This window comes from Psychrobacter sp. 4Dc, from assembly GCF_002836715.1.
Classification (GTDB): domain Bacteria; phylum Pseudomonadota; class Gammaproteobacteria; order Pseudomonadales; family Moraxellaceae; genus Psychrobacter.
In genome coordinates this window covers 69784-95879 of the sequence record NZ_PJAT01000107.1, presented here as the reverse complement: position 1 = coordinate 95879, position 26096 = coordinate 69784, and the positions used below count along the sequence as shown (strand labels likewise).

Below are 26096 nucleotides of genomic sequence, written 5' to 3'. Positions count from 1 at the left end.
ATAGCGGTAAGTTTTTAATAGTAGAACAGGCACAAAAAAATCCCGCTTAACGACTCTATCAAGAGCCTAGCGGGATTTCTTTATTGATATAGCTATAGCCATTGTTCAATAAACAATAGCTACAGTCAGCGACTTACTATAGCTGAGTATGCAGACCACACTCACGGCTTTCTTCTACCTTAGTTGGATCAAAGTAGTCATGCTCGTTTGGTAAGTTGTGCTCATCTAAGTACACATCCAAATCTGCATCGGTTTTTTCAAACAATGGCGCTACTTTCAATACGCCATCTTTTGATAAGCTAAGTACATCAAGCCCTTGACGGAACTCGGTTTGGTCTTTACGAATCGCGTTAAACCATACGTCAGGCTTTAGCTCAGCAAGGGCGCGGCGGAATGGCTCAAGTTTCACTTGTTCAGTGAACTCGCCATGTTGCGGGTTATCAATGCCTGGGATGCCATTCATGGTGGCGTCACGATGGGCAGCGGTTTGTTTTGGAATATACGTCACGACGTTGAGATCAAGATCACGAATCAATTTGTTGGCAAACTGATAGGTCGCATCGGTGTTATAGCCTGAATCTACCCACAATACCGTGATGTCAGGGCGCTGCTTGGCAACCAAATGCAAGATCGCTGACTCATAAGGACGGAAATTGGTGGTGATGATTGGGTTTTTGGCTTGCGTCAATGCCCACTCAACGATTTGCTCAGGTGATTTACCTTGCAAATCTTGGTTTGCTTGGTCGATATCCAGGTTTGGGTGTAATTGGCTCATAATACATTCCTTAATAATTGTTAATATAAAAATGGTTCTTTAATATCGAGTTTAGGTTTTTGAGAACATCGGTAATGCTGAAGCGTCTCGACCATCATAGCTACTGGCTAGGGCAGTGAAGGCTTGGCTAATATCAGATTTAGCATCATGCTCATTGAGTACAAAGCTAGTAGCACCAGCGCGCAGCAAATAAGCGATTTGGTCACGACCAAACGCGCCTGCCATGCGAATATCACCTTCATAACCGAGCTGACGCAGGGTCTGTGCAAAACTAAAACCGCGACCGTCCACAAAACTTGGGACATGAATGACGATCAAATCTTGCGTCAATAAAAAGTCTTTTACATCAGGCAGATCATCAGCATCGGTGTTGGACGTGATCCACACACCCAATCGGCTGCTGTGCTGCTTGAGGATATCCAATACTTGCGCGAGCAAACCGTTTGCCAGTTTTCCATCAGCATTTAATAAATCTGCTAGTGGGACAAGTACATCAACTTTTTCTTGTTTGTGTAACAGCTCAAGTAAGGTCAGGCTTGATAATGCGATACCGTCAGGCAGCTGCGCTGTCGCTAGCGCTTGCCAAGTATCTTCGCCACTGATGTCTGCGCCATGGCTATCGAGCACATGATGATTAGCCATAGACCTTCTCCTTAAAAGGGGCAATACCAATACGGTCAACTAAGTCACCAAAGCCTTCGACATCATTGTCATTACTGACGCGCTGCTCAAGGTAGACGTCGATTATCTTTTGTATCGTCGTTGCTACGGCATCGGTTGGTACAGCCTTGCCCAATATCTTACCGAGTTTGGCGTCGTTGCTAGAGTTACCGCCAAGGCTGATTTGATACCAGTATTCACCTTTTTTATCGACCCCAAGGATACCGATATCGCCGGTATGGTGATGGGCGCAGGCATTCATACAGCCCGACATATTGAGGCGAATCTCACCTAAGTCATAAAGGTAGTCGAGATCATTAAACTGTTTTTCGATTTGCTCAGCGATATTGTGGGTTGTGGCATTGGCAAGCGAGCAAAAATCCCAGCCTGGGCAGACGATCATATCGGTTAGGGTGTTGATATTTGGACGGGCCAAATGCAAATCTGATAGCTGCTGCCACAATTCATAAAGCTCATTGGTTTGCACATCAGCGAATACTAGATTTTGCTGATACGTACCGCGCAATTCACCAAAGCTATAACGATCAGACAAATCGGCAAGCGCATCCATTTGCGCATCACTCAAGTCACCTGATGGCACATAACGACCGTCCACCAGTCCGGCTTTTAAAGAGATCACTACCGCACGGTAACCGTCCACCTTATGTGCCACGGTGTTTTGCTTATACCAATCAGCGAAATCTTTATTGTCTGCCAATTGTGCTTGCAACTCTGATTGTACTGCGAGCGCATCAAATGACTGATAATCAGGCATGCTAAAATAGCTGGCAGCGGTGTCAAAATTGTCATCCGTCAAGGTCAGCGGACCGTCTTTGGTGTGCGCCTCCCACTCAGCCTCCACCAATTTGCCAAACTGATCGCCGCCTAAGCTATCAACCAAAATTTTAATACGGGCTTTGTACTTGTTATCACGGCGACCATGCAAGTTATAAACGCGCAAAACCGCATCAAGATAACTGAGTAAATGCTCGCGCGGTAAGAACTTGCGAATCGTTTTGCCGATAATAGGGGTACGCCCGAGGCCACCACCAACGATCACTTCAAAGCCAAGCTCGCCTGCGTCATTGGTAACGACGTGCAGACCCACATCATGTACTTGCGTTGCCGCACGATCCGCTTTGGTACCGATCACTGCAATTTTAAATTTACGTGGTAAAAAAGCAAACTCAGGATGAAAGGTTGACCACTGACGGATAATCTCACAATAAGGACGTGGATCAGCAATTTCTTCTTTATGGATACCCGCATAAGGATCCGTTGTCGTATTACGGATACAGTTACCTGAGGTTTGGATGGCATGCATCTGTACTGTCGCAAGCTCAGCCAAAATGTCTGGCACTTCTTCTAGTTTTGGCCAGTTCAGCTGAATATTGGTACGGGTGGTCATGTGCCCATAGCCTTTATCATACTTACGGGTAATCTCAGCCAATTTGCGTAGCTGATAGCTGGCAAGCAAGCCGTAAGGAATGGCGATACGGAGCATAGGCGCATAACGCTGGATATACAAGCCGTTTTGCAATCGCAGTGGTAAGTACTGCTCCTCGGCAAGCTCACCTGCCAAAAACCGCTCGGTTTGGTCGCGAAATTGGGCAACTCGTTCCTCTACCAAAGTCTGGTCAGCGTAATTATATTGATACATGACGTAATCTCAGTTTTGTTTTTAATCTTAAAATCAGCGACGAAAATGATTTGCGTGTGTAATAGGTTTTATTGCCGTTCGCAATGTAAATAATTCAGCTATACATCATATAAGCTTGTAGCCAGAAACATAAATTCCTTTCAGACATATCCATATCCAAACACAGCATAAATTTTCATAACGAAAGTTAGGTAGCCTATGCGTATCAAATTTAATGCCCAGTCGCTAGTACGCTACTTATTATCTAGCGACGGCTTTCTTCTCAGTTTTGTACATTTAATCGCTTTTGCATTTTTGCTCATCTCTTCCAACCATTCTTTTTATAAGAGGTTTTAATAACTATATGTCTCAAACTCAAAGCCAAACCCAATCACAATTCAAATCAAAGCTGGTTCCACCACATGGTAGTGCAGAGCTTAAGCCACTATTATTAAACGGTGCAGCACGTGATCAAGCATTAGAGCTTGCCAGCACATTGCCGACCATCACTCTAAGCTCACGTGAGCGCGGTGATTTAATCATGTTCGGTATTGGTGGTTTCACTCCGTTAAATGGTTTTATGAATCAAGCGGACTGGCAGGGCGTGGTAGACAATATGCGTTTGCAAAGCGGTGAAAACGCAGGTTTGTTTTGGCCAATTCCTATCACTTTGTCTGCGCCAAAAGAGACTGCGGATAATTTGAGTCAAGGCGACAAAGTAGCCTTGGTCGCTCAAGATGGCGAAGTCATGGGTATCTTGACGGTAGAAGAGACTTATACCATCGATAAAGAGCATGAGTGTCAGCAAGTATTTACGACCACGGATTCAGAGCATCCAGGCGTACAACAAGTATTGAACCAAGAAGCCGTCAATATTGCCGGTAGTGTTGAAGTATTGAGCGAAGGCGAGTTCCCAACACTATATCCAGAAATCTACAAAACGCCAGCAGAAACGCGCGCAATTTTAGATGCTAAAGGCTGGAAAACAGTGGCTGCATTCCAGACGCGTAATCCAATGCATCGTTCACATGAGTATCTGGCCAAGATTGCGATTGAAATCTGTGATGGTGTACTGATTCATTCATTATTAGGCGCATTGAAACCTGGTGACATCCCAGCAGAAGTCCGCCAAGAAGCCATTAAAACGCTAATTGATAACTACTTTAGACAAGATACCGTTATCCAAGCAGGTTATCCGTTGGATATGCGCTATGCTGGTCCACGTGAAGCATTGTTACATGCGCTATTCCGTCAAAACTATGGCTGTAGCCACCTGATTGTCGGTCGTGATCATGCGGGTGTCGGCGATTACTACGGTGCGTTTGATGCGCAAACGATTTTTGAGCACGTTGGTAAAGATGATCTTATCACTCAGCCGCTCAAAATCGGCTGGACGTTCTGGTGTAACGCTTGTAATGCGATGGCCTCTGATAAGACTTGCCCGCATGACGCCTCTGAGCACGTTAAAGTATCAGGTACTAAGCTGCGTAAAGCACTATCAGAAGACGAAGATGTACCAGATAACTTTAGCCGTCCAGAAGTGCTTGAGATACTACGTAACTACTACGGTAGCATCGCTCGTGAAGAACGTGCTGAGATCAAACTCACGGGCGCCTCTGCGGTGTAAACCCTAGCGTGTCAGCATAAAACATCAACGCGATATCAAAACTAAAAAGGTGCCATACAATGAGTCTGGCACCTTTTTTATTGCTAGTATCCTTTCTAGCATCTCTCGCCGCAGTTAGCGTGAGCTATCAAATCTCTAAATCTTCTGTCAGCTTTTGATATTCTCCCGCAAGTGAGCCACCGCCTGAGCAAAAATAATTCAGTGCATACTTGTCTGGGCTGTCGATGATGAGGGAGTCGTCCTTAAATTGGAAAAAAGCAGTGCTGCCATTTACCTTTGCCTGAAAAATCGTACCGTGAGCAGTATCTTGCCCTATTAATGTCGCATTACCATCGAAATGACAAGTAGGTTTTTTGATATCGCTGCGTGAGCGAACTTTAATGTCAATCTGATCACCATCTGCTCGTACCATCACACCAACCCAGTCATAGCCTTGTGCGCGTTTTTCATAATCTGCAGAAGCATAATCACCAGAAATATAGTCTTTCATAACATCCACTGGAATTGAATGAACCGCTACAGCATTGTTCGCAGAACTCTTCACCGCGGGCGTCACATTATGACAACCCGTTACGGCAGCTAGGGTAGTGGCTATCAATGTTAATGCTGCAATAGAATGAAAGCGATGGGACGAAAGAGTCATAAAAAGGCCTTTGGTTAAATAAGACGGTAAAATGGATATAGCATTGGCGCTTGGGCCCTACCATATAGAATGAGGGTACAGCCTAGCTAAATTATAGCCTATTTAATAAGCCTGCCTGCAATGATTTACCTCACGTTTCCCATAATTTCCTAAAAGCACATGCTAAGTGCTTATGCCAACATCAAGACTTGATAAGCGGATTCGTCACTAAGCGTTTGCTATTTATGCTGCTAGCATAGCTTTCATCATCCGAAAACCGAAATCAACAAAGTAAAAGTCAATAGAACTAAGCTCAAATGATTGTAAGCCCTATGATGATGGTCAAAATTTTGACAACACGCTTCTACCACCTTTATCGAGAGCATCATGCAAAAAAAATTCCAAAAATTCCGCATTGCTAGCATCCAGCCAACCAATAATAAACATATAAAAGCGCGGGTACTTACCACTAGCGGCATGCTCGCAGCAGCGATCATGATGACAGGCTGTAGCCCAACCGAAGGGACGCAAAACGAGGCAGTAAACAACGCTAATGGTGAGACGCAGGATGTTAATCTACTCAATGTCTCCTATGATGTGTCTCGCGACTTTTATAAAGACTATAACGCGCTATTTAGCACTGACTATCAAAAAGCCCATCCAAACAGCAAAGTAAATATCAATCAGTCGCATGGCGGCTCTAGTAAGCAGGCGCTCTCTGTTGCCAATGGACTACAAGCAGATGTGGTCACCTTTAACCAAGAGAGCGATATGAATCTGTTGGTGGAAAAAGGTCTGGTCGCTTCTGATTGGCAGCAAGCACTACCCAATAATGCTGTGCCGTACACCAGCACTATGGTGCTACTGGTTCGTGCAGGTAATCCAAAAAACATTCAGGGTTGGTCAGATTTAGCCCGTAACGATATCGATGTGGTCACGCCCAATCCCAAGACCAGTGGTACGGCACGTTATGCTTTCTTAGGCGCCTATGGCTATGGCTTGCATCAATTTAAAGAAAACAGCAGTGACAACCCAGTTCAAACCAATGACTTTATCAAAAAGCTGTTGGCAAACGTGGTCACTTATGACAATGGCGCACGTGCTGCGACGACCAGTTTTACCCAGCGCGGCCTAGGTGATGTACTCATCACCACCGAAAATGAGGCGAATTTGGCCGCTCAGCAATTTGCCATGGGTCAGGTCGATATTGTCTATCCCAGTTACTCGATTACGATTGCCAACCCAGTAGCAGTCGTCACGGCAGTGACTGATAAAGCGGGCAAGACCGAAGCGGCAAGCGCCTATCTAAAAGGGTTGTGGGACAAGCCTGCACAAGAGCTGATGGCAAAAATGTATATGCGTCCGAGTGATGAGCAAATACTTGCCGCCCATAAGGACACATTACCTGATATTGAAACGTTTGAGCCTGTTGCCGTCTTTGGCCCGTGGGCAGAGATTATGGATACTTTCTTTGTAGACGGTGGTCGTTTCGATCAGCTGGCAAGTACTAAGTAGTCGTTAATTTCTGGCTTGTAGAATGATCTGTCTTGGCCGTTATCAGTGAAACACGGACAAGATAGATAAGACGTATCCAATGTTAAAAACAGAAAACAGTTGGTTATGCGTATATAATTTTCATAAATTATTGATATGATTGGCTTTGCCTGCTTGTTATTCCCTTTTGGCAATAACATACGCATATTCATCATTAAACATAATAAGATGGCGCTGTTAGCATACTTGCATTACACAACAGACATCTTTGAGGTATTTATGACAGACGTAGCTCGTTATCAACAAAAGAGTAAAACCCTTAGTGCCTTGAGCATTGCTGGCGTTGCTCTGACATTGGGTCTAGCTGGCTGTAGCAACAGTGAGACTACTGAGGCGGCAGCTGACGGTTCAGCGACGGCAGAAGGGCAGAATATTGAGCTACTCAATGTCTCATACGATGTGGCACGTGACTTCTATAAAGACTACAACCCTTTGTTTGTTGAGCATTATAAAGCTGAGCATCCAGACAGCAAGATTCTAATCAAGCAGTCACATGGCGGCTCAAGCAAACAGGCATTGTCTGTGGCTAATGGTCTACAAGCCGATGTTGCCACCATGAACCAAGGCTCTGATATCGAGCTACTTGAGAAAAAAGGCTTGGTTGAGTCAGATTGGGAAAGCAAATTCCCTGACAACGCAGTGCCGTTTACCAGTACGATCGTATTTTTGGTACGTAAAGACAATCCAAAAAATATCAAAGACTGGGAAGATTTGACCAAAGACGGTGTTGAGATTGTCATGGCCAATCCAAAGGTCACAGGTAACGGTCGTTATGCATTCTTAGGCGCCTACGGTTATGGTCTACATGCTTTTAATCAAGATGAAACAAAAGCTAAAGGCTACGTCAAAGACATGCTAAAAAATGTCAAAGTCTATGAAAACGGCGGACGTGCCGCGACAACGACTTTCGTACAGCGCGGTATCGGTGATGTATTGGTCACTTTTGAAAACGAGGCCAACCTTGCAGCGACTGATTTTGGTGCGGGTCAAGTAGATATCGTTTATCCAAAATACTCAATCAAATCAGAAAGCCCTGTGGCTGTCGTGAAGACGGTAACAGACAAAAAAGGTACCACAGACGCGGCCAAAGCGTATCTTGATTATTTATGGAGTGAGCCTGCTCAGCAACTAGCAGCCGATTTATACTTACGTCCTAGCGTTAAGAGCGTTCTTGACAAAAACGGTGACAAATTACCGCCAGTTGAGACTTTCCGCCCGAATGATGCCTTTGGTACATGGGATGAGATCATGAGCACTTACTTCAGCGATGGCGGTGTGTTTGACCAATTGGCAATTAACGCGCCTCAGTAATCACTTGCTAAGTACTTAGAGCAGCTACTGCGCTAAACACTGAAACGGATTAACTCAATTATTCGTACAGTCAGTCATGAAGCACCCCATAAAGGACATGGTCGTACGCACTATGTCCTTTATATCATAAGCCGACCAATAATAATTTTGATAACAATGGTAATAATGGTCTTACAGTGAGCACCCTCGCTAAGTACCATCAGTTAGGCAATAGGACATCACTATGAGTGCAACATCTTCTTCTGCCAGTAAGCCCGGCAATAAAAAAGGTTGGCTGACCCGTTTGCGTCAGCGCAATGTGCTACCCGGGTTCGGTCTGAGCATGGGTATTACTGTCTTTAGCTTGTCGTTATTGGTGGTACTACCGTTTGCCATGATGGCCTATACCACGACTCAGATGGGTTGGACGGGCTTTTGGGAAACCATTACCCAGCCACAAGTCACTGCCGCTATCAAGCTAAGCTTATGGATGTCGTTTTTGGCGATGTTGACCAATATGGTATTTGGCACACTGGTCGCATGGGTGCTTGTCCGCTATGAGTTTTGGGGTAAGTCACTGATTAATGCCTTAGTTGATTTACCATTTGCACTACCAACGGCCGTTACAGGTATCTCGCTTGCTACTTTGTATGCGCCTAATGGCTTGATCGGTCAATGGTTTGCCAAGTTCGATATTCAGGTTGCCTTTACGCCAATAGGTATTTGGCTAGCTTTAGTTGTGGTGAGCTTCCCCTTTATCGTCCGTGCAGTACAGCCAGTACTCGCTGAGCTGTCGGTTGAGTTTGAAGAAGCCGCTGCGGTATTGGGCGCCAATCGATTAACGACTTTTCGCAAAGTGATTTTGCCGGAGCTATTGCCAGCCTTGCTGATGGGCGCAGGTATGATGTTTGCTCGTGCCACTGGCGAGTATGGTTCAGTTATCTTTATCGCGGGCAATATTCCGATGCAGTCTGAGATTTTACCGCTCATTATTATCAGTAAGCTTGAGCAGTTTGATATTCAAGGTGCTTCTGCGGTTGCACTATTTATGCTACTCATATCATTTGTCATCTTGCTGACCATCAATATTATGCAGTGGAAACTGTCGCGCCGTGTAGGAGCTCGCTAATATGCAAATATCTAATAGCTACGACTACCAAAGCAACGCTGCGACCAAAGATACCCCATGGATACGCCGTACCTTTATTGCCATTGCGGTACTATTCATGATTGTCATGTTGGTCATTCCATTACTGGCTGTGTTTTACGAAGCCTTTAAAAATGGTTGGCAGCTATATATTGCTTCATTAGTAGACCCTGAAGCTTTGCAAGCCATCAAGCTGACGCTTATCACGGCAGGAATTGTCTTACCGATTAATATGGTAATGGGCATTGCGATTGCATGGTTGGTCACGCGCTATCAGTTTAAAGGTAAGCAGCTGGTCACCACTTTGCTAGATTTGCCATTTTCGGTATCACCAGTGGTTGCAGGTTTGATGTTTGTGCTGCTGTTTGGACTGAACTCTACTATTGGCGGCTGGCTTGAGAGTATGGGTTTTCAGGTCATATATGCAGTACCTGGTATCATTTTGGCTACATTGTTTGTGACCTTTCCTTTTGTTGCGCGTGAGCTGATTCCATTGATGCAGACTCAAGGCGACTCTGAAGAGCAAGCAGCGTTAACCTTAGGTGCGACTGGCTGGCAGACGTTTTGGCATGTGACACTGCCTAATATCAAATGGGCGCTGCTATATGGTTTGATTTTGACCAATGCCCGAGCGATGGGTGAGTTTGGTGCGGTCAGCGTGGTTTCCGGTCACATTCGCGGCGAGACCAACACCATGCCGCTATTGGTTGAGATTGCCTATAACGATTATAACTTTACCGCTGCGTTTGCCTTATCGAGCATATTGGCTGCACTTGCCTTAGTGACGCTACTGATTCAGCAAGTCATGACTAAGATACAAGAGCGTAAATTTGCCAAGTCTGAGCGGCTCGCCAGCGCACCTGAGCTGCCAGTAAGTGCTAACGCCACTGCCGTCACTGAATCGACGAGTGCGGACAGTACTGGCAAGGTATAACTGCCATTATCTGATAAATGATGTTAATACTATTAATGCAGTCGCTACTCAGCTACTTGCCACGATACGACAAAAGATATAATAAGAGATACGATTATGAGCATTGAGATTCGCAACGTTAATAAAAAATTCGGCAATTTTACGGCTTTAGACAATATAAATATCACTGTGCCGACTGGCAAACTGACGACGTTACTAGGCCCGTCAGGCTGCGGTAAGACCACCTTGCTACGTATTATCGCGGGTCTAGAGTATGCCGACTCTGGGCAGGTATTATTTGATGAGCTGGATGTGACCAATACTCCAGTCCAAAAGCGCCATATTGGCTTTATGTTTCAGCATTATGCACTGTTTCGCCATAAAAATATCGCGGACAATGTGGCGTTTGGATTGACCTTGTTGCCAAAAAACGAACGCCCAAGCAAAGCTGATATCAATAAGCGTGTGGCAGAGCTCTTAGACCTTGTACAGCTACCACAAGTTGCCAATGCTTATCCACATCAGCTATCAGGTGGTCAGCGTCAGCGCATTGCCTTAGCACGTGCACTTGCTGTCAAACCGAAGCTGTTGCTGCTAGATGAGCCGTTTGGTGCACTAGATGCCAAAGTCCGTAAAGAGCTGCGCACATGGCTAAAAAACATCCACCACGAGCTTGGTATCACCAGTATCATGGTAACGCATGATCAAGAAGAAGCCCGTGCGGTATCAGATGAGATCGTCGTGATGAATCAGGGCCGAGTAGAGCAGGTGGGCACGTCAGAGGAGCTGATACACCAGCCAGCCAACGCCTTTATCAGCGATTTCTTAGATCTTGTATAATTATTTGACCTAGCGCAATTTAGGTCGAATTATCAATAGTTGAGCCAAAAAAAAGACCTACGAAAGTAGGTCTTTTTTGTTTGGCGCATTGCCGCAGATCTATTGTCTTAAGCGCTTTTTATAAAGCACAGTCAAAGAACCAAAAATCTAAGCGGACAATAGTATCTAAGCAAGATCCGATACATCTCTACTAGTGCCTCTAGGAGTGATTTGCTCGTAGGTGATGTCCAAGATATCTTGACACCAATCTGGTAAATCATCAGCGACCTCATACCACATCCAAGTACCATCACGTACACAGCTCAAAATACCCAATTTTTTCAAATGGTTTAGGTGGCGTGATATCGTTGGTTGCGGCTGGTCAAGCATATCTACCAAATCACCCACGCAACGTGCTTCTTTTTTAAAAAGAATTTGAAATATTTTTAGACGTGTCGGATCAGATAGGACTTTGAATAAATCGATAGGTCGTATCGTAAAGTTATTATCAGACATAGGAGAATTCCAATGGGCTTCGTTAATAGGGGTTCAATATAACAGCAGTTATCTACAAAATCGATTAAAAAATAAGCAAATTTACAGTTCATCGTCAATTCACTACCTTTGACAATATTCGGTTACACGCACACTTATATCCACTTACATAAATGAACTGCCTGTAATATAAGGATACTGTCTCGAAAAATAAATATATCGAATGTGATTGAAAATGATAATAATTATCGTTATTATACTGCAAGCGTTAAACGTGATTTCAACGACTACTTTTTAATTGTTAGAAAACAGTAAATTATCCGTTTATCAATGACACTTATCACAAAGGTTTTTATACAAGTGTCGTATGCCGTCATTATCGAATAGTGGTATTCCGAGGAGCCAATCCATGTACGTATGTATCTGCAACAACGTAAAAGAAAAGCAAATCAAAGCAGCTATTGCTGCAGGTGTTGATACGCTCGATGGTCTAAAAGATACGCTCGATGTAGCAACGTGCTGTGGCTGCTGTGAGCCGATGGTCAATGACTACCTAGACGAACATCATGCAAAACTTGATGATTTAGCGTACGCCGTTTAAATATTATCAACCATATAACTTATAATATAATACGATGAAATATATTCATTATTTTGCATCTAACTTTATTTATTATACATAAGGGATAGGGTGCAAGCGTCCATATAACCTCACTCAAACGCCAGCATGTTACATAACACATATCAATACTAGTTGTAGCTAATTATAATTCTCAATTAGCATCTTATTCTTAGTTCATAACGTTACACCCTATACTGCGCCTGTATGCTACTATATTTATCTGAGATTAGAAGCCATTTTATTGATTTTGATTTTTACTGATCAGTTTGCCAATTATGCTATTCTTATATAATAAATTATGGATGTATGGTGATCGGTAAAAATAAATAGGGGAGTACGCGTTATGATAGTTAGCCAGAAAATCATTGATTATTTGAATTTCTTACTAGGTGGTGAGCTTGCTGCTCGTGACCAATATTTTATCCATTCAGAGATGTATGCTGAGTGGCACTATGGCAAGTTATACGACCGTATCCATCATGAAATGGAAGACGAAACGCTACACGCACAGAACATCATTCGCCGTATCTTGATGTTGAGTGGCACGCCAAAGATGTCTGTCGATGCTATCCATATTGGCTCGACTGTCCCTGAGATGTTGCAGTTTGACCTAGATTTAGAGTATCAAGTACAAAAGCATCTAAAAGAAGGTATCGCACTTTGCGAAGCAGAGCATGACTATGTCACGCGTGAGATGCTGGTCGAGCAATTGAAAGATACCGAAGAAGATCATGCGCATTGGCTTGAGCAGCAGCTCCGTCTCATCGACATGATTGGTCTACCGAATTACCTACAAAGCCAAATGGCTGAAGTCACTCCTAATATTGTCTGATATCATCCTACATATAAGTAGCATTCACAGTATTTAGCATAAATAACAGAGATTAAGGGAGAAAGGTAATGACAGGGGATAAAGAAGTTATTCGCGCGTTAAACAAAGTACTTGGGCAGTCATTGATTGCCATCAACCAGTATTTTTTGCATGCACGTATTGCACGTCATTGGGGTCTAGAGGCGCTTAATGACTCATTATATAAGCAATCTATTGCTGAGATGAAATGGTCAGACGACCTAATCGCTCGTATTTTATTGCTAGGCGGTTTGCCAAACTTGCAAGAACTGGGCAAAGTATTGGTTGGCGAAGATGTACCAGAAATCATTGAGTGCAACCTACGCCTTGAGAGACAAAAGTTCGATATTATTACTGATGCTGTCACCTTATGTGAGACAAAGTCTGACTATGTCTCTCGCCAGCTATTAGTCACGCTAAAAGATGGCAATGAAGAGTATGAAGACTGGTTAGAGACGCAGCAGGACTTGATTGAAAGTATTGGTGTAGAGCGCTACATCCAATCGCAAATGAGTGATGATGACGCATAATATTTGTTAATGTAAGTCGTAATAAAAAGCCAGTATGAGATTGATAATCCAATCGCATACTGGCTTTTTTCTGTCTATAGATAAGCTATTTTTAACGTTTCGGATATATAGAATAGAGACTTGCCGTACGTAAAATCTCACTCAATAGAAAGCTTATCTCGATTGAAGACACACCCTAGTATAAACCGCGGCCATCTTCAGGTTTCAGACGTAAAAAATACAGCCCCGAGAGAATGGTCAAAATGCCCAATATCCAATAAGTGGTTTGGAACGCTACTAACGTATCCATCTGCAGACGCTCACGTAGTAGATTCAACACAGCAGCACCGAACGCAATACCAAAGCTAATCGCTAACTGCTGATTGACCGCCATTAAGCTATTACCACTACTGGTTTGTGTGCCCTGTAAATCGCCAATCGTAATCGTATTCATCGCGCTGAACTGCATAGAGTTACAGGCACCCATGACAGTTAGGATAGGTATAAACCATAGCCACTGCGAGGCATCATTAAACTGCGCCAGCACAATGATAAGTGAGCCCATAAACAAGGTATTATAGACCAGTACTTTACGGTAGCTAAACCGCTGAATAATCTTGCTAACCCAAGGTTTGATACCTATAGCACCCACCGCAATCGGGGCAAGCAACCAACCTGCCTGCGAAGGTGAGTACTCAAACACCACTTGGAGTAACAAGGGCAGCAAAAATGGCACGGCACTGATACCAAGCCGCGTAAACAAATTGCCTGTAATACCAATTCGAAAGGTGCGAATATCAAACAAGCTGAGTGGAAACAGGGGAGCTGCTCGCCGTTTGGCATGCCAGACATACGCGCCTATCAATAGACTTGCGCCCAACCCAAGCAACAACCCATAAACTCCGCGACCTGTCTGTGAACCAAACTCGACAGCCAGTGTAAACCCGCAAGCAGCGGCAGCAAACAATACAAACCCTGTCCAATCAAGACGCTTAGTATCTTCATATAGCGCTGGCACCAGTTTTTTGCCCATAATAAAACCTGCCACGCCCATCGGTATATTGATCAAAAATATCCAATGCCAGCTGGCATATTGCACGATATAGCCGCCCAATACTGGACCGACTAATGGTGCAACCAATGCAGGTATCACAGCAAAATTCATCACAGTTAGCAGCTTATTGCGCGGATAAGACTTAACCAATATCAAGCGAGCGACAGGCGTCATCATGGCCCCGCCGATACCCTGTACCACACGTGAAGCAACCAAAAAATCTAGCGTTTGCGACGCCGCGCACAGTAATGAGCCAATACAAAAAATGATGACCGCGGATAGAAATACGCGGCGTGTGCCATATTTATCCGCTAAAAAACCACTGATAGGGATAAAAATCGCCAAGGTTAATGCATAGCTGATGACGGCCCATTGCATCTTCAATGGTGACTCACCCAGTGCTTGCGCCATTTGTGGCAACGAGGTATTCAAAATAGTAGCGTCTAAAATCTGCATAAATAGCGCTACCGCTAGCACATAGGGTAAGTATTTATCTTGAGTCGGGGTGAGCGTTACCATGTGAGTCCCATTGAACGTCTCGTTATGAAGTAAGAAAATAGCGGATTTGCGAACAGATCACTATGCAAGCTGAGTAGTATAAGAAAGCTTAACTCATAATAAAAGTGACTCAAAGTAACTGATATAAGATAACTTATATAAGAGCAACGATGCGAAGGATTGCTAAAAAGGAAAAGAGGCGAAACAAGACAAGAAATTCGATGCGTGCTAATAGCTCGTCTCTTTTTACTTTAGCAGTAGAAACACAACATTGATTACAAGAGAGGACTTTAATATCGTTACGAGTTCTCGTTATAGTAAACCTTCGCGGCAGTCATAAATACAAACCGAGGATAAATTATGAGTCAAGATAATAATAAATACGTACCACCAAAAGTTTGGACGCAAGATAAAGACAACGGCGGCAAGTTTGCTAGTATTAATAGTCCAACGTCTGGAGCTCGCTATGATAAAGAGCTGCCCGTTGGTGATGCCCCGTTACAGCTGTACTCGTTAAATACACCAAATGGTGTTAAGGTAAACATACTATTAGAAGAGCTGGCCGAACTTGGTATTGATGGGGCAGCATATGATGCCTACAAAATCGATATTTCTAAAGGCGAGCAGTTTGGCTCAGGGTTTGTAGAGATAAACCCCAATTCAAAGATTCCAGCCTTGGTCGATCATTCTACTGATACAGCGGGGGAGCCGATAGCACTCTTTGAGTCAGGCGCTATCCTAATGTATCTAGCAGAAAAGTTTGATAAATTTCTGCCACTGGCTACTGGCAAAGCGCGAGCAGATTGTCTGTCTTGGATTATGTGGCAAATGGGTAGCGCGCCTTTCTTAGGTGGCGGCTTTGGGCACTTTTATGCGTATGCGCCTGAACCTTTAGAGTATCCAATCAACCGCTATACGATGGAAACCAAGCGTCAGCTCGATGTATTAGATACGCATTTAAAAGATAATGAGTACCTGTGCGGCAATGATGAATCTGATTACAACATTGCGGATATGATTGTCTGGTCTTGGTATGGCCAGTTAGCACTAGGTAAGCTCTATGACGCAGCAGAGTTTTTGCAAGTAGAAGACTATAAACACTTGCAGCGTTGGGCTAAGAAAATTGCTGAACGTCCTGCAGTTAAACGTGCAGTAGCGCTAGAGCTAAAACCAATAGACTAAACCAAGTACTCAATACAGTTTAGATCTAACAGTACATTTTAAGCATAAATAAACCTTAAACACAGCAGCAAGGCTGATAAGCAAATAGCTTATCAGCCTTTTTACTTATATTCATAAAAATGAATATAACGTATGCTAGGTCTTCCTTTTGTATTTACACAATGATACATTAGTACAACAGATAGAAACACTAGTGCGTTAAGATAGCCGAACACCATTACAATAGACAGGTGTTTATACTTCTTCTACTGAAAGGTGATGATTATGAAAGACAATAATTATATAAACAATATGTCGCTATCAAAAGGCTTTGATTTAACTGGTGTTAGTAGGTCAGGGATTACCTATGACGATAATAAGTATGATGACAATAGCTATAAAGATAGTGCCCAGTTTAATAAAAATCCCAAAAACATCATTGTAGAGTATTACTCAGAAAACATACCTAAAAAAATAAAAGAACAACCCACCTATATGATAAAAAATAAAATATTACTGCCTGTACTTGCAGCGCTTAGCACAGCTTTATTTAGTACCACCAGTATGGCCAGTACATCGACTGAGTTTACCAGTCAAGACTGGCAAGTCGCTTGTGATAATACGCGTACATGCCGGCTGGCAGGGTATCAAGCAGAGAATAACAGCGAGTTCCCGGTTTCTATATTGCTCGTACGCCGCGCAGGTGCGAATGCTGGCGTGGATGGTAAAGTAAAGCTTGGCGGGGCAAAGGACAGCTCGTCTAAAGCCCTAATGCAGCTCGGTAATCGTCATCGCATCTCGTTGTTTATTAACGACAAGGATTATGGCGAGACGAAGCCATATTCAGCCGCTGCAGGTAACGCTGAGTTGACTCAAGCGCAGGTAACTGCATTATTAGAGGCTTTGACTAAATCTAGTAAGATTACGTTGGCCTTGCGCAATTCACGTTGGCAGCTCTCTGACAAAGGTGCCAGTGCTGCTATGCTAAAAGCCGATGAGTTCCAAGGTCGCGTTGGTACATCCAGTGCTTTTATCAAAAATGACGATGCTGTTAAATCTAGTGGCGGTATATTGCCTCCCAAAGCTGCGCCAATACTACGGTTTGTCGTGCCAAGTGCCAAAGCGGACGATGGTAATGACAAAAAATTTGTGATGAGGTCCTCTCAGTTGGCATCGTTGGTAAAAGGCACAATGAAAGATGCAGACAGCGTTTGTCCCAATCTTTCAGACAAATCACCTTGGCGTATCAGTCGTCTAAATGGCTCGCAGCTGTTGGCACAGCATGAGTGCTGGACAGGCGCTTATAACGCTGGAGCAGGGGTTTGGGTGATCAATGATAGTAAACCTTATAAGCCAACGTTGGTTACGACCAATGCTACTGGCTACGATAAAGGCAAGCTTACCTCTGTACAAAAAGGTCGCGGCATCGGTGATTGCATGAGCAAAACCGATTGGCTATGGACGGGCCGTGCATTTGAAAAAAGCCATGAAAGCACCACTGGACTTTGCCGCTTAATCGAGGCGGGCGGGGCATGGCAGCTACCTACTTATGTAACAGAAGTCAAAGTAGTACGATAGATAAATAGTGAGTAGCTCATTTGCTTTAGTTATTCAATTCTGCTGTAGTTATTAAATAAAACGGTGGTGTATCAAAAAGTATGCTGATTAAAATTCGAACAATTTTTGAAGCCTTTAAAGCCCTATAGAATCAGGGAACTTAGCATAGATTTCTTATTGACTTTTATCGCTAGCATACTTTTTGATACACCACCAATAAAACAACTAAACTTGTTTATTATCAACACTGTTAGTGCTTATTTACTCAGTAATTGAAGAAATAGGTACATATATTTTTTTATTGTGCTATACTGCGTCGCCACGTTAGCTTAGGCTTTCGTGAATTATGAGATTGATAACATCGCCTGCGATTTTGGGTCTAGGATGACCATAAGTAATTGTTGCCGATGATTTTGTGTACTTAAATAACCTTTAAAAATATCAGTTATTTTTGACTCATATCTTATCTACTGGCCTATAACTAGGGTCTAGATTGGTTGCTGTTTGCCTTTATCTGCTTTGGACAAAGCATTGATAATGAGCGTATATCAAGCAAGGATAAGACACTCGGCACTACCACCAAAATACGTCAGACAGCACGAACGCATTTATTATAAAGACGCTAAGCTCTATTGGCTTGGTTTCTAATTATCGACAATTTTATATTGCTCGGTAATGCTAATAAGAGCAGCGTGGTGAACGGTTATCAGTGGTATGCATCAAGTTTGCTGAATTTACAGCAACTTATACTTACCAAGGATTCTTATGACTGACATCTTATCTGCAATCGCCGCTGAAAACGGCATCATCGAAAGCACTGACATTCCAAATACTGATAACAATACTCAAGCGGCTGCTACTGACGCCACTGAAGAAAACAAAATCACTTTTACTGATCTTGGCATTGCTAAGCCAATTCTTACTGCCCTTGATCGCAGTGGCTATACCAATCCAACCCCTATTCAAGAACAAGCCATTCCTTTTGCTCTAGCTGGTCGTGACCTTTTATTGTCAGCGCAAACGGGTAGTGGTAAAACAGCGGCTTTCGTTATCCCTGTACTTGACCGTTTGAGCCGTGCTACTAGCTTTGACAAACTAACCAAAGCACTTATCCTAACGCCAACGCGTGAACTTGCTCAGCAAGTACATGACAGCGTTCGCACTTATTCTAAAGATATGCGCGGTCTATTTTGTGTACCACTAGTTGGCGGCGCACCATACAACGGTCAGATCACTGCTTTGAAAAAGGGCGTTCAAGTAATCGTTGCAACTCCTGGTCGTCTACTTGACCATATCAATGCAGGTCGCGTTGATTTGTCAAACCTAGAAGTATTGGTACTTGACGAAGCTGACCGTATGCTAGACATGGGTTTTGCTGATGACATCAGTGACATCCTTCGTGCAGCGCCAATCGATCGTCAAACGATCATGTGTTCAGCAACTTGGGATGGCCCAGTAGGTAAAATCGCTGCCAGTTTCACTAAGAACCCTGAGCGCGTATCAATCAAAGTAGAATCTGCACACATCGAAGAAAAAGTGTACTACTGTGATGATTTTGATCACAAAAACCGTTTACTTGACAAAATCGTTTGCCAACAAGATATGGAACAAATCATTATCTTTGCTGCTACCAAACGTAGCACTGAAAAACTGGCTAAACAGTTACAAGAAGCAGGCCATAAAGCAAGCTTCCTACATGGTGACTTGCCACAGAGCAAGCGTAACCGTATCGTTCAAGACTTGCGTAATGGTAAAGTAAAAATCCTAGTAGCGACTGACGTTGCTGCTCGTGGTCTAGATATCCCAGCTATCTCGCACGTTATCAACTATGACTTGCCGCGTCAGACTGAAGATTACGTCCATCGTATCGGTCGTTGTGGTCGTGCTGGTCGTACTGGTGTTGCTATCAGCCTATGTAGCATGGATGATCGTCCACAGCTTAACGCTATCAACCGTTATCTAGATCGCAAAATGGAAGTATGTATCATCGAAGGTATGGAGCCTAAGAAAACTTACGTACCTAGCGAAAACAAAGGTAATGGTCGTGGCCGTGGTCGTGGTCGTTCTAACGGCGGTGGCGGTCAAGGCCGTGGTCGTTCAGGCGGTGGCTATGCTGGTAAATCTAGCGGTGGTGGTCAAGGTCGTGGTCGTTCAAGCGACAGCGCTCCAACTGGTCAACGCGCTAGCAATGACAGCGGTTATCAAGGTAAGCCACGTGACACGTCAGGCAAACCAAATGAGCGTTCAGGTGGCAAGCCGTATCAAGGCAAGCGCACTGGTGGCCCAAACCGCGGTGATAGCAATGGCGTTCCACGTGGTGAGCGTGCTGCAACTGGTCGCGGTCGTCCAAGCGGCAGCCAAGGTCGTCCAGCTGGTCGTTCTGACAGCCGTGGCCAAGGTCGTCCAAACGGCGGCAACCGTGGTAACAACTCGTAATACAGCTATATTTGACGATTAAAATCATTGATTCATTAATCGTCTAAAGATAGCATTGAAAAAGCCAGATACTTGTTATCTGGCTTTTTTGTGTTTACCTGTTTTATATTGCGCCATGATTACTTTATGCCCTTACTTGCCTAACCGTTACCTTGCTATTTATTCCGTCAAATACTACTCGGCAAATCCTAGCTAATAGTCGATGGCTGCTTGCAGGAGTTTTTTGCCTTGTCTATACTGATTTACTTTTGCCCGTTGTAACTCTTGGAGCGCCTTGATGCCTGCCACCTCAAACTTAGCAATTGATAATTTGCCATTAGCCTTTGGCATCATTATGGCCATTATTGGTCTGGTTTTTTATACCCAAGGCTTGCCGGGTAAGTTTTGGCGTCGGTTTTATGCCGTATTGCCTGGTATTGTACTTTGCTGCTTTATACCAGCCACTCTAAATAGCTTGGGTGTGTTTGCCGATGGTGTTGGTTCGCAGATTTATGGCTTTACTGCGACTTATTTGCTGCCAGCAAGTTTACTATTGATGACCTTATCTATGGATGTACCAAAAATACTGGGCTTGGGCTGGAAAGCGATCGCGATGTTTTTTGCTGCCAGTATTGCTATCGTCATCAGTGGTCCAATCAGTTTGGGAGTCGCTAAGTGGATATCGCCTGCGATGTTTACCGATGATACGTTATGGCGTGGGTTCTCGGCCGTAGCGGGCAGTTGGATCGGCGGCGCAGCCAACCAAGCGGCAATGAAGGAGCTGTTTGGGGTCAGTGATGATTTGTTTGGTATGATGATTTTGGTTGATACTACCAATGCCTCATTGTGGCTGCTAGCTATTTTGGTCATGGCGAAACATAGCGACAAGATAGACCGTTTTTTACGCGCGGATACCAGTAGCATTGATAAAGTAGTCAAAGCAGTTGAAAGCTATGAGCGTGATCATGCCCGCCCAGCAACCATCAATGATTTGATGGTGATGTTTGGTTTATGCTTTGCGATGGTCGGAGTGGCGCACTTTGTCGGTGGCCAGATTGCAGATTTCTTTGCGCCTTATAGTTGGGCCGTTCAATATAGCTTTGCCAGCTCGTTCTTTTGGATGGTGGTAATTATTACGGTAATAGGTGTTATATTTTCGTTTACTAAGATACGTAGGTTAGATCATGTTGGCGCATCAAAAATCGGCACGGTATTTATCTTTGTATTAATCGCCGCGATTGGTATGCAAATCAATCTGGCTGGAATCGTCTCACAGTGGCGACTATTGCTTATCGGTTTACTATGGATGAGCATCCATGTCGTTATCATATTTGCCGTTGCTAGAATCATTCGTGCGCCGTTTTTCTTTTTGGCAGTTGGTTCTAATGCCAATACAGGCGGTGCATCCTCTGCTCCAATTGTCGCAACAGCGTTTCATCCATCGCTAGCACCAGTAGGAGTGTTTTTAGGTATTTTAGGTTACGCAGTAGGGACATTTGGTGGTTATATCAGCACCCAATTGATGCGCTTGGTTGTGTCTTAATGTCTAAATTTTCAGTTCTTGCTAAACAAAACCCGCCTTGATGCGGGTTTTTTATTATTAATGATTGGGTGACTTGAGTTATCGTTTTGTCTATCTATGCTATTGATATGTAAGCCTAGCCATGGCCACACATGAGTACGTGTTAACCTTTCTGCTAATTAAATAAAGACAACTAATCAAGTAAAGAAAACTAAGCACGTTAGGAATAAACAACGATTCGATAGGAACAATAATGCTATGGCAAATTCAGAAAAATTAGAAGAAAAAACAAGTAAAACAAGCACAGTGAGAAATACCCTTTATAACCCTGACCAAGATAATATTCAGGTCAGAGGTGCGCGCGTACACAATTTGAAGAACGTTGATGTTTACTTACCTCGTAATGCCTTGGTGGTCTTTACTGGTATCTCAGGCTCAGGCAAGTCGTCATTAGCATTCGGTACACTATTTGCTGAGTCACAACGCCGCTATCTTGATTCGGTATCCCCTTATGCAAGACGACTCATTGATCAGGTTGATGAGCCGGATGTTGATACCATAGAAGGGTTGCCACCAGCAGTCGCCTTGCAGCAAAAGCGAGGTACGCCTTCAGTGCGCTCGTCCGTGGGTAGCGTAACGACGATATCCAATGGTCTGCGTATGCTGTACTCACGCGCAGGAGAGTATCCCGCAGATCAAGGAATACTATATGCCGATGCGTTCTCTCCCAATACGCCAGATGGTGCTTGCCCGACTTGTTCAGGTATTGGCCGCGTATTTGAGGTCACTGAAGAGCTGCTGGTCCCAGACAATACCAAGACCATCCGTGAGCGTGCAATTGCAGCATGGCCACCAGCGTGGCAAGGACAAAACCTCAGTCGTATATTGACCACATTGGGCTATGATATTGATAAACCATGGCATACATTGCCGAAAAAAACACGCGACTGGATTTTGTTTACAGATGATACGCCGACAGTGCCTGTCTATCCTGAATACAACATTGAGCAAACGCGCGATGCGATCGAAAAAGGCGAAAAGCCAAACTATATGGGTACTTTTACCAGTGCAAAAAACTTCATTTTGCACTCTTTTGCCACGACTCAGAGCCCGCGTACCAAAAAACGTGTCTCGCAGTTTATGCAGATATCTGAGTGTCCAGAATGTCACGGCAAAAAACTAAAGAAAGAATCGCTTTCAGTTAAGTTTGCAGGACTCGATATCGGTGAGCTATCACAGCTAACACTGACTGAAATGGCACAAAGACTGGAAAAAACCGCACGTACCAAGGTAGCTAACAAGACACCAAACCGCGAAAAAGCCATCGTTGCCCAACGTATTGCCAGTGATATTCTCTCTCGTGTTGAAGCGCTGACAAGGTTAGGGCTAGGCTATCTCTCGCTTGAGCGTACCACACCGACACTCTCTCCTGGTGAGCTACAGCGACTGCGATTAGCCACTCAAATTCGCTCGCAGCTGTTTGGCGTGGTGTATGTCCTTGATGAGCCATCAGCTGGACTGCACCCTGCTGACACTCAAGCATTGCTAGGGGCGTTGGATGAGCTAATCGCGTCTGGTAATTCAGTGTTTGTTGTTGAGCATGACGTGAGTGTCATTAGACATGCTGATTGGATAGTCGATGTCGGGCCAAAGGCAGGCACGCATGGTGGCCAGATTGTTTATAGTGGTCCTGTAAATGGTCTTCGTGAGGTTACGCAGTCGCATACTGGCCAATATCTCTTTGCCGATGCGACATCTAACGCACAGTCAAAATCTAATACAAGGCAGCCAGCAGCCTGGCTTAAGCTTGCCAATATTGAGCGAAATAATATTACAGGATTAGATGTTGAGTTTCCGCTTGGGGTCATGACCAGCGTCACAGGGGTATCAGGATCAGGCAAATCAAGTCTCGTCAGTCAAGCGTTGGTAGAGCTTATCAATGAAGCGTTGGGGCAAAAGACAGTCACAGAAGCGCCTGTCGGTGAGGCGGACTTACTTGAGCAAGAGCTTGAGTCAGTAACTGGCGGTGAAATTGTCGCTGGTATGGAGCACGTCCGTCGCCTTATTAATATCAATCAAAAAGCAATTGGACGTACACCGCGCTCTAATTTGGCAACCTATACTGGCTTGTTTGATGATGTGCGTAAGATTTTTGCGGCGACTAAGCAAGCAAAATCTCATGGCTATGATGCTGGCAGGTTCTCATTTAACACGACCAAAGGCCGCTGCCCAAATTGCGAAGGCTTAGGGTTTGTCAGTGTTGAGCTATTATTTCTGCCAAGCGTCTATGCGCCTTGTCAGGTTTGTCATGGTCAACGCTATGACGAGGAAACGTTGGCAATCACTTATCGAGACAAAAACATCGCTGAAGTATTAAACTTAACGGTTGAAGCGGCTCATGAGTTTTTCGTTGATGAGGCACCTATTTTGCGGGCATTAGAGGCATTGCTACAAGTTGGACTTGGCTACTTACGTCTGGGCCAGCCTGCTACCGAATTATCGGGCGGCGAAGCACAGCGCATTAAACTTGCCACCGAGCTGCAACGCACGCAGCGAGGCGACACACTATACATATTGGATGAGCCAACCACCGGCCTACACCCTGCTGACGTATCTATGCTTATGACGCAGTTGAATGGTCTCGTCGATGCGGGCAATACCGTCATCATGGTTGAGCATGATATGCAAGTCGCTAGCAACAGCGATTGGATTATTGATATTGGGCCAGGGGCTGGCGAAGAAGGTGGACTGATTGTTGCTCAAGGTACACCATATGACGTTGCCCAATCGAGAGACAGTTGTACTGCACCGTTTTTATTGGTGTGATAGCAGTATATTTATATCAGTACATATTATTGAGATAAGTATGAGTATTAGAAATGGAAGTTTTCTAATACTCATTTTTTATAAATATAAATAAACATCTATGCAAGTGTCTCTTGCTTCACTTGCAAACGTTCAATTCTAGCTAGATAACTGTGTCCTAGCTCTGGCTCTGCCGAGGCTATCCAAGCGGCGTATCCTGACAGCGTATTTAAAGTCTCATCCGCGCGTAATTTGCCGCCTGTCTCTAGGTTATGGACGGCCGCACGCAACATTTTTTTGATTTGACGAGATACCCTAGGTATGCTTTGTCCATTGACGACCATGCCTGTCACTTGTTGCTGATTACCTTTACGAATCACGCGCGTTTTATCATTATTCAACGCAAAACCTTCTTCATGTAATATCTTATGGACTGAGCCGAGCAGTTGTCCGATTAGCTTGTTGTGCTGCGTATCGGCTTGTTTCTTTGTGGTGCTGGTCGTGGATTTAATCGTTGTTTTAGCCTTCGATTTGGGTTTGATGTCTTCAATAGCAGGAACACTAAAGGTCAAGTCGTCGGCGTAACGACTATAACGTAGCCCCAATTTTTCTGCTAACCCTGTCAAGCGGTGGTCCAGATTTAAGCAAACAATGTTCGTTAATGCCGGACTGGTAGGCGCGCCTTGTGGCAAGGCTCTATCACCTAATGCCACATAGTAGGTAACGCCATCTTGCTGTACCACTTGCCTAGGGGACTCCGTACAGAGTAATGCTAGTAATGTCGAAATTTGCTCTGGGTAGCCAGCATGACGAAAGACCCCTTTGACACGGCGCCAGCTCACGCTAGGAAAGAAATCTTTGACATCAAGCTTAATAAGGAGCTCACTATTGCTATGTACTGCCGCGTTGGTCACGATGGATTTTCCGCGTACAAAGCCATGGGCGGCACCATGCGTCGTTAAGTTATTCAAAATATTATGCAAAATCCAGCGTTGTACAAACTTCAAACGTGGTATCGGCGACCATATTTGACGTGCTGTCCCATTGCGTTTGGCAATAGTAAAATGCGAATAAGACAGATTGGTGGCAACTTCTCTTTGATAGCACAATCCTTTTAACTGCGGAATGGAAAGGTTAACCGCTTCTGCTAACTCATTATGTTTACGCAGCAGTGGCAGCTTGTTTTCAATCAGCCGATTGGCCGCGTCTTTTACGTCCCACTTATCGATACTGGTATCGTCCGTCCAATATACATGACGACCAAGGTAAACCATGTGATGCGCTTTGTATGCTTGCCAAGCAGCTTTTTTGAGACTTTTTTCTTCAGCTGCTTCCTTTTTTAAGGCTTTTTTATAGCGATCCCGTTCTTTTGGGCTCATGTTATCGACAGGTTGACGCTCGACCATAAAGCCTTGACTGACCAGCTGCTGCTGAACATATTGGTAACGTCCGCCTGCCAGCTCAATATCTTGCCATAGTTGCTGCCACTGACGCTCAAAAGGAGTGGGTACTGGCTCAGGGCTGATGTAATCGTTATTGTTGGCTGTGTGTGTGGTCATACC

General features: G+C 44.3%; 21 protein-coding genes. 14 read left to right on the top strand and 7 right to left on the bottom strand.

What is annotated here, in order from left to right:
* Positions 1 to 136: 136 nt before the first annotated feature.
* From CXF61_RS09780 to CXF61_RS09770, 3 genes are read right to left on the bottom strand one after another with little or no spacing between them, the layout of a single operon-like run.
* Positions 137 to 775, bottom strand: coding sequence for a phosphoadenosine phosphosulfate reductase domain-containing protein (locus CXF61_RS09780; RefSeq protein ID WP_101205909.1), 639 nt, complete (start codon positions 773 to 775; stop codon positions 137 to 139).
* A gap of 51 nt (positions 776 to 826) precedes the next feature.
* Positions 827 to 1417: a DUF934 domain-containing protein gene (locus CXF61_RS09775; protein WP_165598072.1), complete on the bottom strand. Its 591-nt coding sequence runs from the start codon at positions 1415 to 1417 to the stop codon at positions 827 to 829.
* Positions 1410 to 3095 (bottom strand): nitrite/sulfite reductase, encoded by a 1686-nt coding sequence (locus CXF61_RS09770; RefSeq protein WP_165598071.1) that lies wholly within the window; start codon positions 3093 to 3095, stop codon positions 1410 to 1412. The genes CXF61_RS09775 and CXF61_RS09770 overlap by 8 nt, the downstream gene beginning before the upstream one ends.
* 343 nt (positions 3096 to 3438) lie before the next feature.
* Between CXF61_RS09770 and sat the strand changes: the two genes are divergently transcribed.
* Positions 3439 to 4701, top strand: a complete 1263-nt coding sequence (gene sat, locus CXF61_RS09765) for a sulfate adenylyltransferase (RefSeq protein ID WP_165598070.1) — start codon at positions 3439 to 3441, stop codon at positions 4699 to 4701.
* 127 nt (positions 4702 to 4828) lie between these two features.
* Here sat and CXF61_RS09760 read toward each other — a convergent pair whose 3' ends face one another.
* A complete protein-coding gene (locus tag CXF61_RS09760; protein WP_165598069.1) occupies positions 4829 to 5344 on the bottom strand; it encodes a hypothetical protein in 516 nt (171 codons plus the stop codon).
* A gap of 366 nt (positions 5345 to 5710) precedes the next feature.
* Between CXF61_RS09760 and CXF61_RS09755 the strand changes: the two genes are divergently transcribed.
* The 5 genes from CXF61_RS09755 (at position 5711) to CXF61_RS09735 (ending at position 11067) form a co-directional block, all read left to right on the top strand.
* Positions 5711 to 6838: a sulfate ABC transporter substrate-binding protein gene (locus CXF61_RS09755; RefSeq protein ID WP_165598068.1), complete on the top strand. Its 1128-nt coding sequence runs from the start codon at positions 5711 to 5713 to the stop codon at positions 6836 to 6838.
* Positions 6839 to 7096: 258 nt separating this feature from the next.
* Positions 7097 to 8188, top strand: a complete 1092-nt coding sequence (locus CXF61_RS09750) for a sulfate ABC transporter substrate-binding protein (RefSeq protein WP_165598067.1) — start codon at positions 7097 to 7099, stop codon at positions 8186 to 8188.
* A 223-nt stretch (positions 8189 to 8411) separates the two neighbouring features.
* The gene (cysT, locus tag CXF61_RS09745; RefSeq protein ID WP_057760265.1) at positions 8412 to 9296 is read left to right on the top strand and encodes a sulfate ABC transporter permease subunit CysT; all 885 of its coding nucleotides are present in this window, start codon (positions 8412 to 8414) and stop codon (positions 9294 to 9296) included.
* A gap of 1 nt (position 9297) precedes the next feature.
* Complete coding sequence (gene cysW / locus CXF61_RS09740) at positions 9298 to 10248, top strand: sulfate ABC transporter permease subunit CysW (protein ID WP_165598066.1); 951 nt, start codon at positions 9298 to 9300, stop codon at positions 10246 to 10248.
* A gap of 96 nt (positions 10249 to 10344) precedes the next feature.
* Entirely contained in the window at positions 10345 to 11067 is a 723-nt protein-coding gene (locus tag CXF61_RS09735; protein WP_082624600.1) for a sulfate/molybdate ABC transporter ATP-binding protein, read from the top strand.
* Between the two features lie 165 nt (positions 11068 to 11232).
* On the opposite strand, the gene CXF61_RS09730 is transcribed toward CXF61_RS09735, so the two are convergent.
* Positions 11233 to 11562: an ArsR/SmtB family transcription factor gene (locus CXF61_RS09730; RefSeq protein WP_057760261.1), complete on the bottom strand. Its 330-nt coding sequence runs from the start codon at positions 11560 to 11562 to the stop codon at positions 11233 to 11235.
* A gap of 388 nt (positions 11563 to 11950) precedes the next feature.
* On the opposite strand from CXF61_RS09730, the gene CXF61_RS09725 reads away from it, so the two are divergent.
* The 3 genes from CXF61_RS09725 (at position 11951) to bfr (CXF61_RS09715) (ending at position 13543) form a co-directional block, all read left to right on the top strand.
* The gene (locus CXF61_RS09725; RefSeq protein WP_165598065.1) at positions 11951 to 12142 is read left to right on the top strand and encodes a (2Fe-2S)-binding protein; all 192 of its coding nucleotides are present in this window, start codon (positions 11951 to 11953) and stop codon (positions 12140 to 12142) included.
* Between the two features lie 364 nt (positions 12143 to 12506).
* A complete protein-coding gene (gene bfr, locus CXF61_RS09720) occupies positions 12507 to 12995 on the top strand; it encodes a bacterioferritin (RefSeq protein WP_165598064.1) in 489 nt (162 codons plus the stop codon).
* A gap of 68 nt (positions 12996 to 13063) precedes the next feature.
* A complete protein-coding gene (bfr, locus tag CXF61_RS09715; RefSeq protein WP_057760255.1) occupies positions 13064 to 13543 on the top strand; it encodes a bacterioferritin in 480 nt (159 codons plus the stop codon).
* Positions 13544 to 13718: 175 nt separating this feature from the next.
* Here bfr (CXF61_RS09715) and CXF61_RS09710 read toward each other — a convergent pair whose 3' ends face one another.
* The gene (locus CXF61_RS09710) at positions 13719 to 15095 is read right to left on the bottom strand and encodes a DHA2 family efflux MFS transporter permease subunit (RefSeq protein ID WP_165598063.1); all 1377 of its coding nucleotides are present in this window, start codon (positions 15093 to 15095) and stop codon (positions 13719 to 13721) included.
* A 339-nt stretch (positions 15096 to 15434) separates the two neighbouring features.
* On the opposite strand from CXF61_RS09710, the gene yghU reads away from it, so the two are divergent.
* The 5 genes from yghU (at position 15435) to uvrA (ending at position 24555) form a co-directional block, all read left to right on the top strand.
* Positions 15435 to 16256, top strand: coding sequence for a glutathione-dependent disulfide-bond oxidoreductase (yghU, locus tag CXF61_RS09705; protein ID WP_165598062.1), 822 nt, complete (start codon positions 15435 to 15437; stop codon positions 16254 to 16256).
* A 264-nt stretch (positions 16257 to 16520) separates the two neighbouring features.
* Entirely contained in the window at positions 16521 to 17813 is a 1293-nt protein-coding gene (locus tag CXF61_RS09700; protein ID WP_227526656.1) for a DUF1176 domain-containing protein, read from the top strand.
* Between the two features lie 744 nt (positions 17814 to 18557).
* Positions 18558 to 20228, top strand: coding sequence for a DEAD/DEAH box helicase CsdA (locus CXF61_RS09695; protein WP_165598061.1), 1671 nt, complete (start codon positions 18558 to 18560; stop codon positions 20226 to 20228).
* A gap of 277 nt (positions 20229 to 20505) precedes the next feature.
* Positions 20506 to 21750 (top strand): DUF819 family protein, encoded by a 1245-nt coding sequence (locus tag CXF61_RS09690; protein ID WP_165598060.1) that lies wholly within the window; start codon positions 20506 to 20508, stop codon positions 21748 to 21750.
* A gap of 237 nt (positions 21751 to 21987) precedes the next feature.
* Positions 21988 to 24555 (top strand): excinuclease ABC subunit UvrA, encoded by a 2568-nt coding sequence (uvrA, locus tag CXF61_RS09685; RefSeq protein ID WP_165598059.1) that lies wholly within the window; start codon positions 21988 to 21990, stop codon positions 24553 to 24555.
* 98 nt (positions 24556 to 24653) lie between these two features.
* Here the strand turns inward: uvrA and CXF61_RS09680 are convergent, their stop codons facing one another.
* Complete coding sequence (locus CXF61_RS09680; RefSeq protein WP_165598058.1) at positions 24654 to 26093, bottom strand: reverse transcriptase family protein; 1440 nt, start codon at positions 26091 to 26093, stop codon at positions 24654 to 24656.
* Between the last annotated feature and the right edge of the window lie 3 nt (positions 26094 to 26096).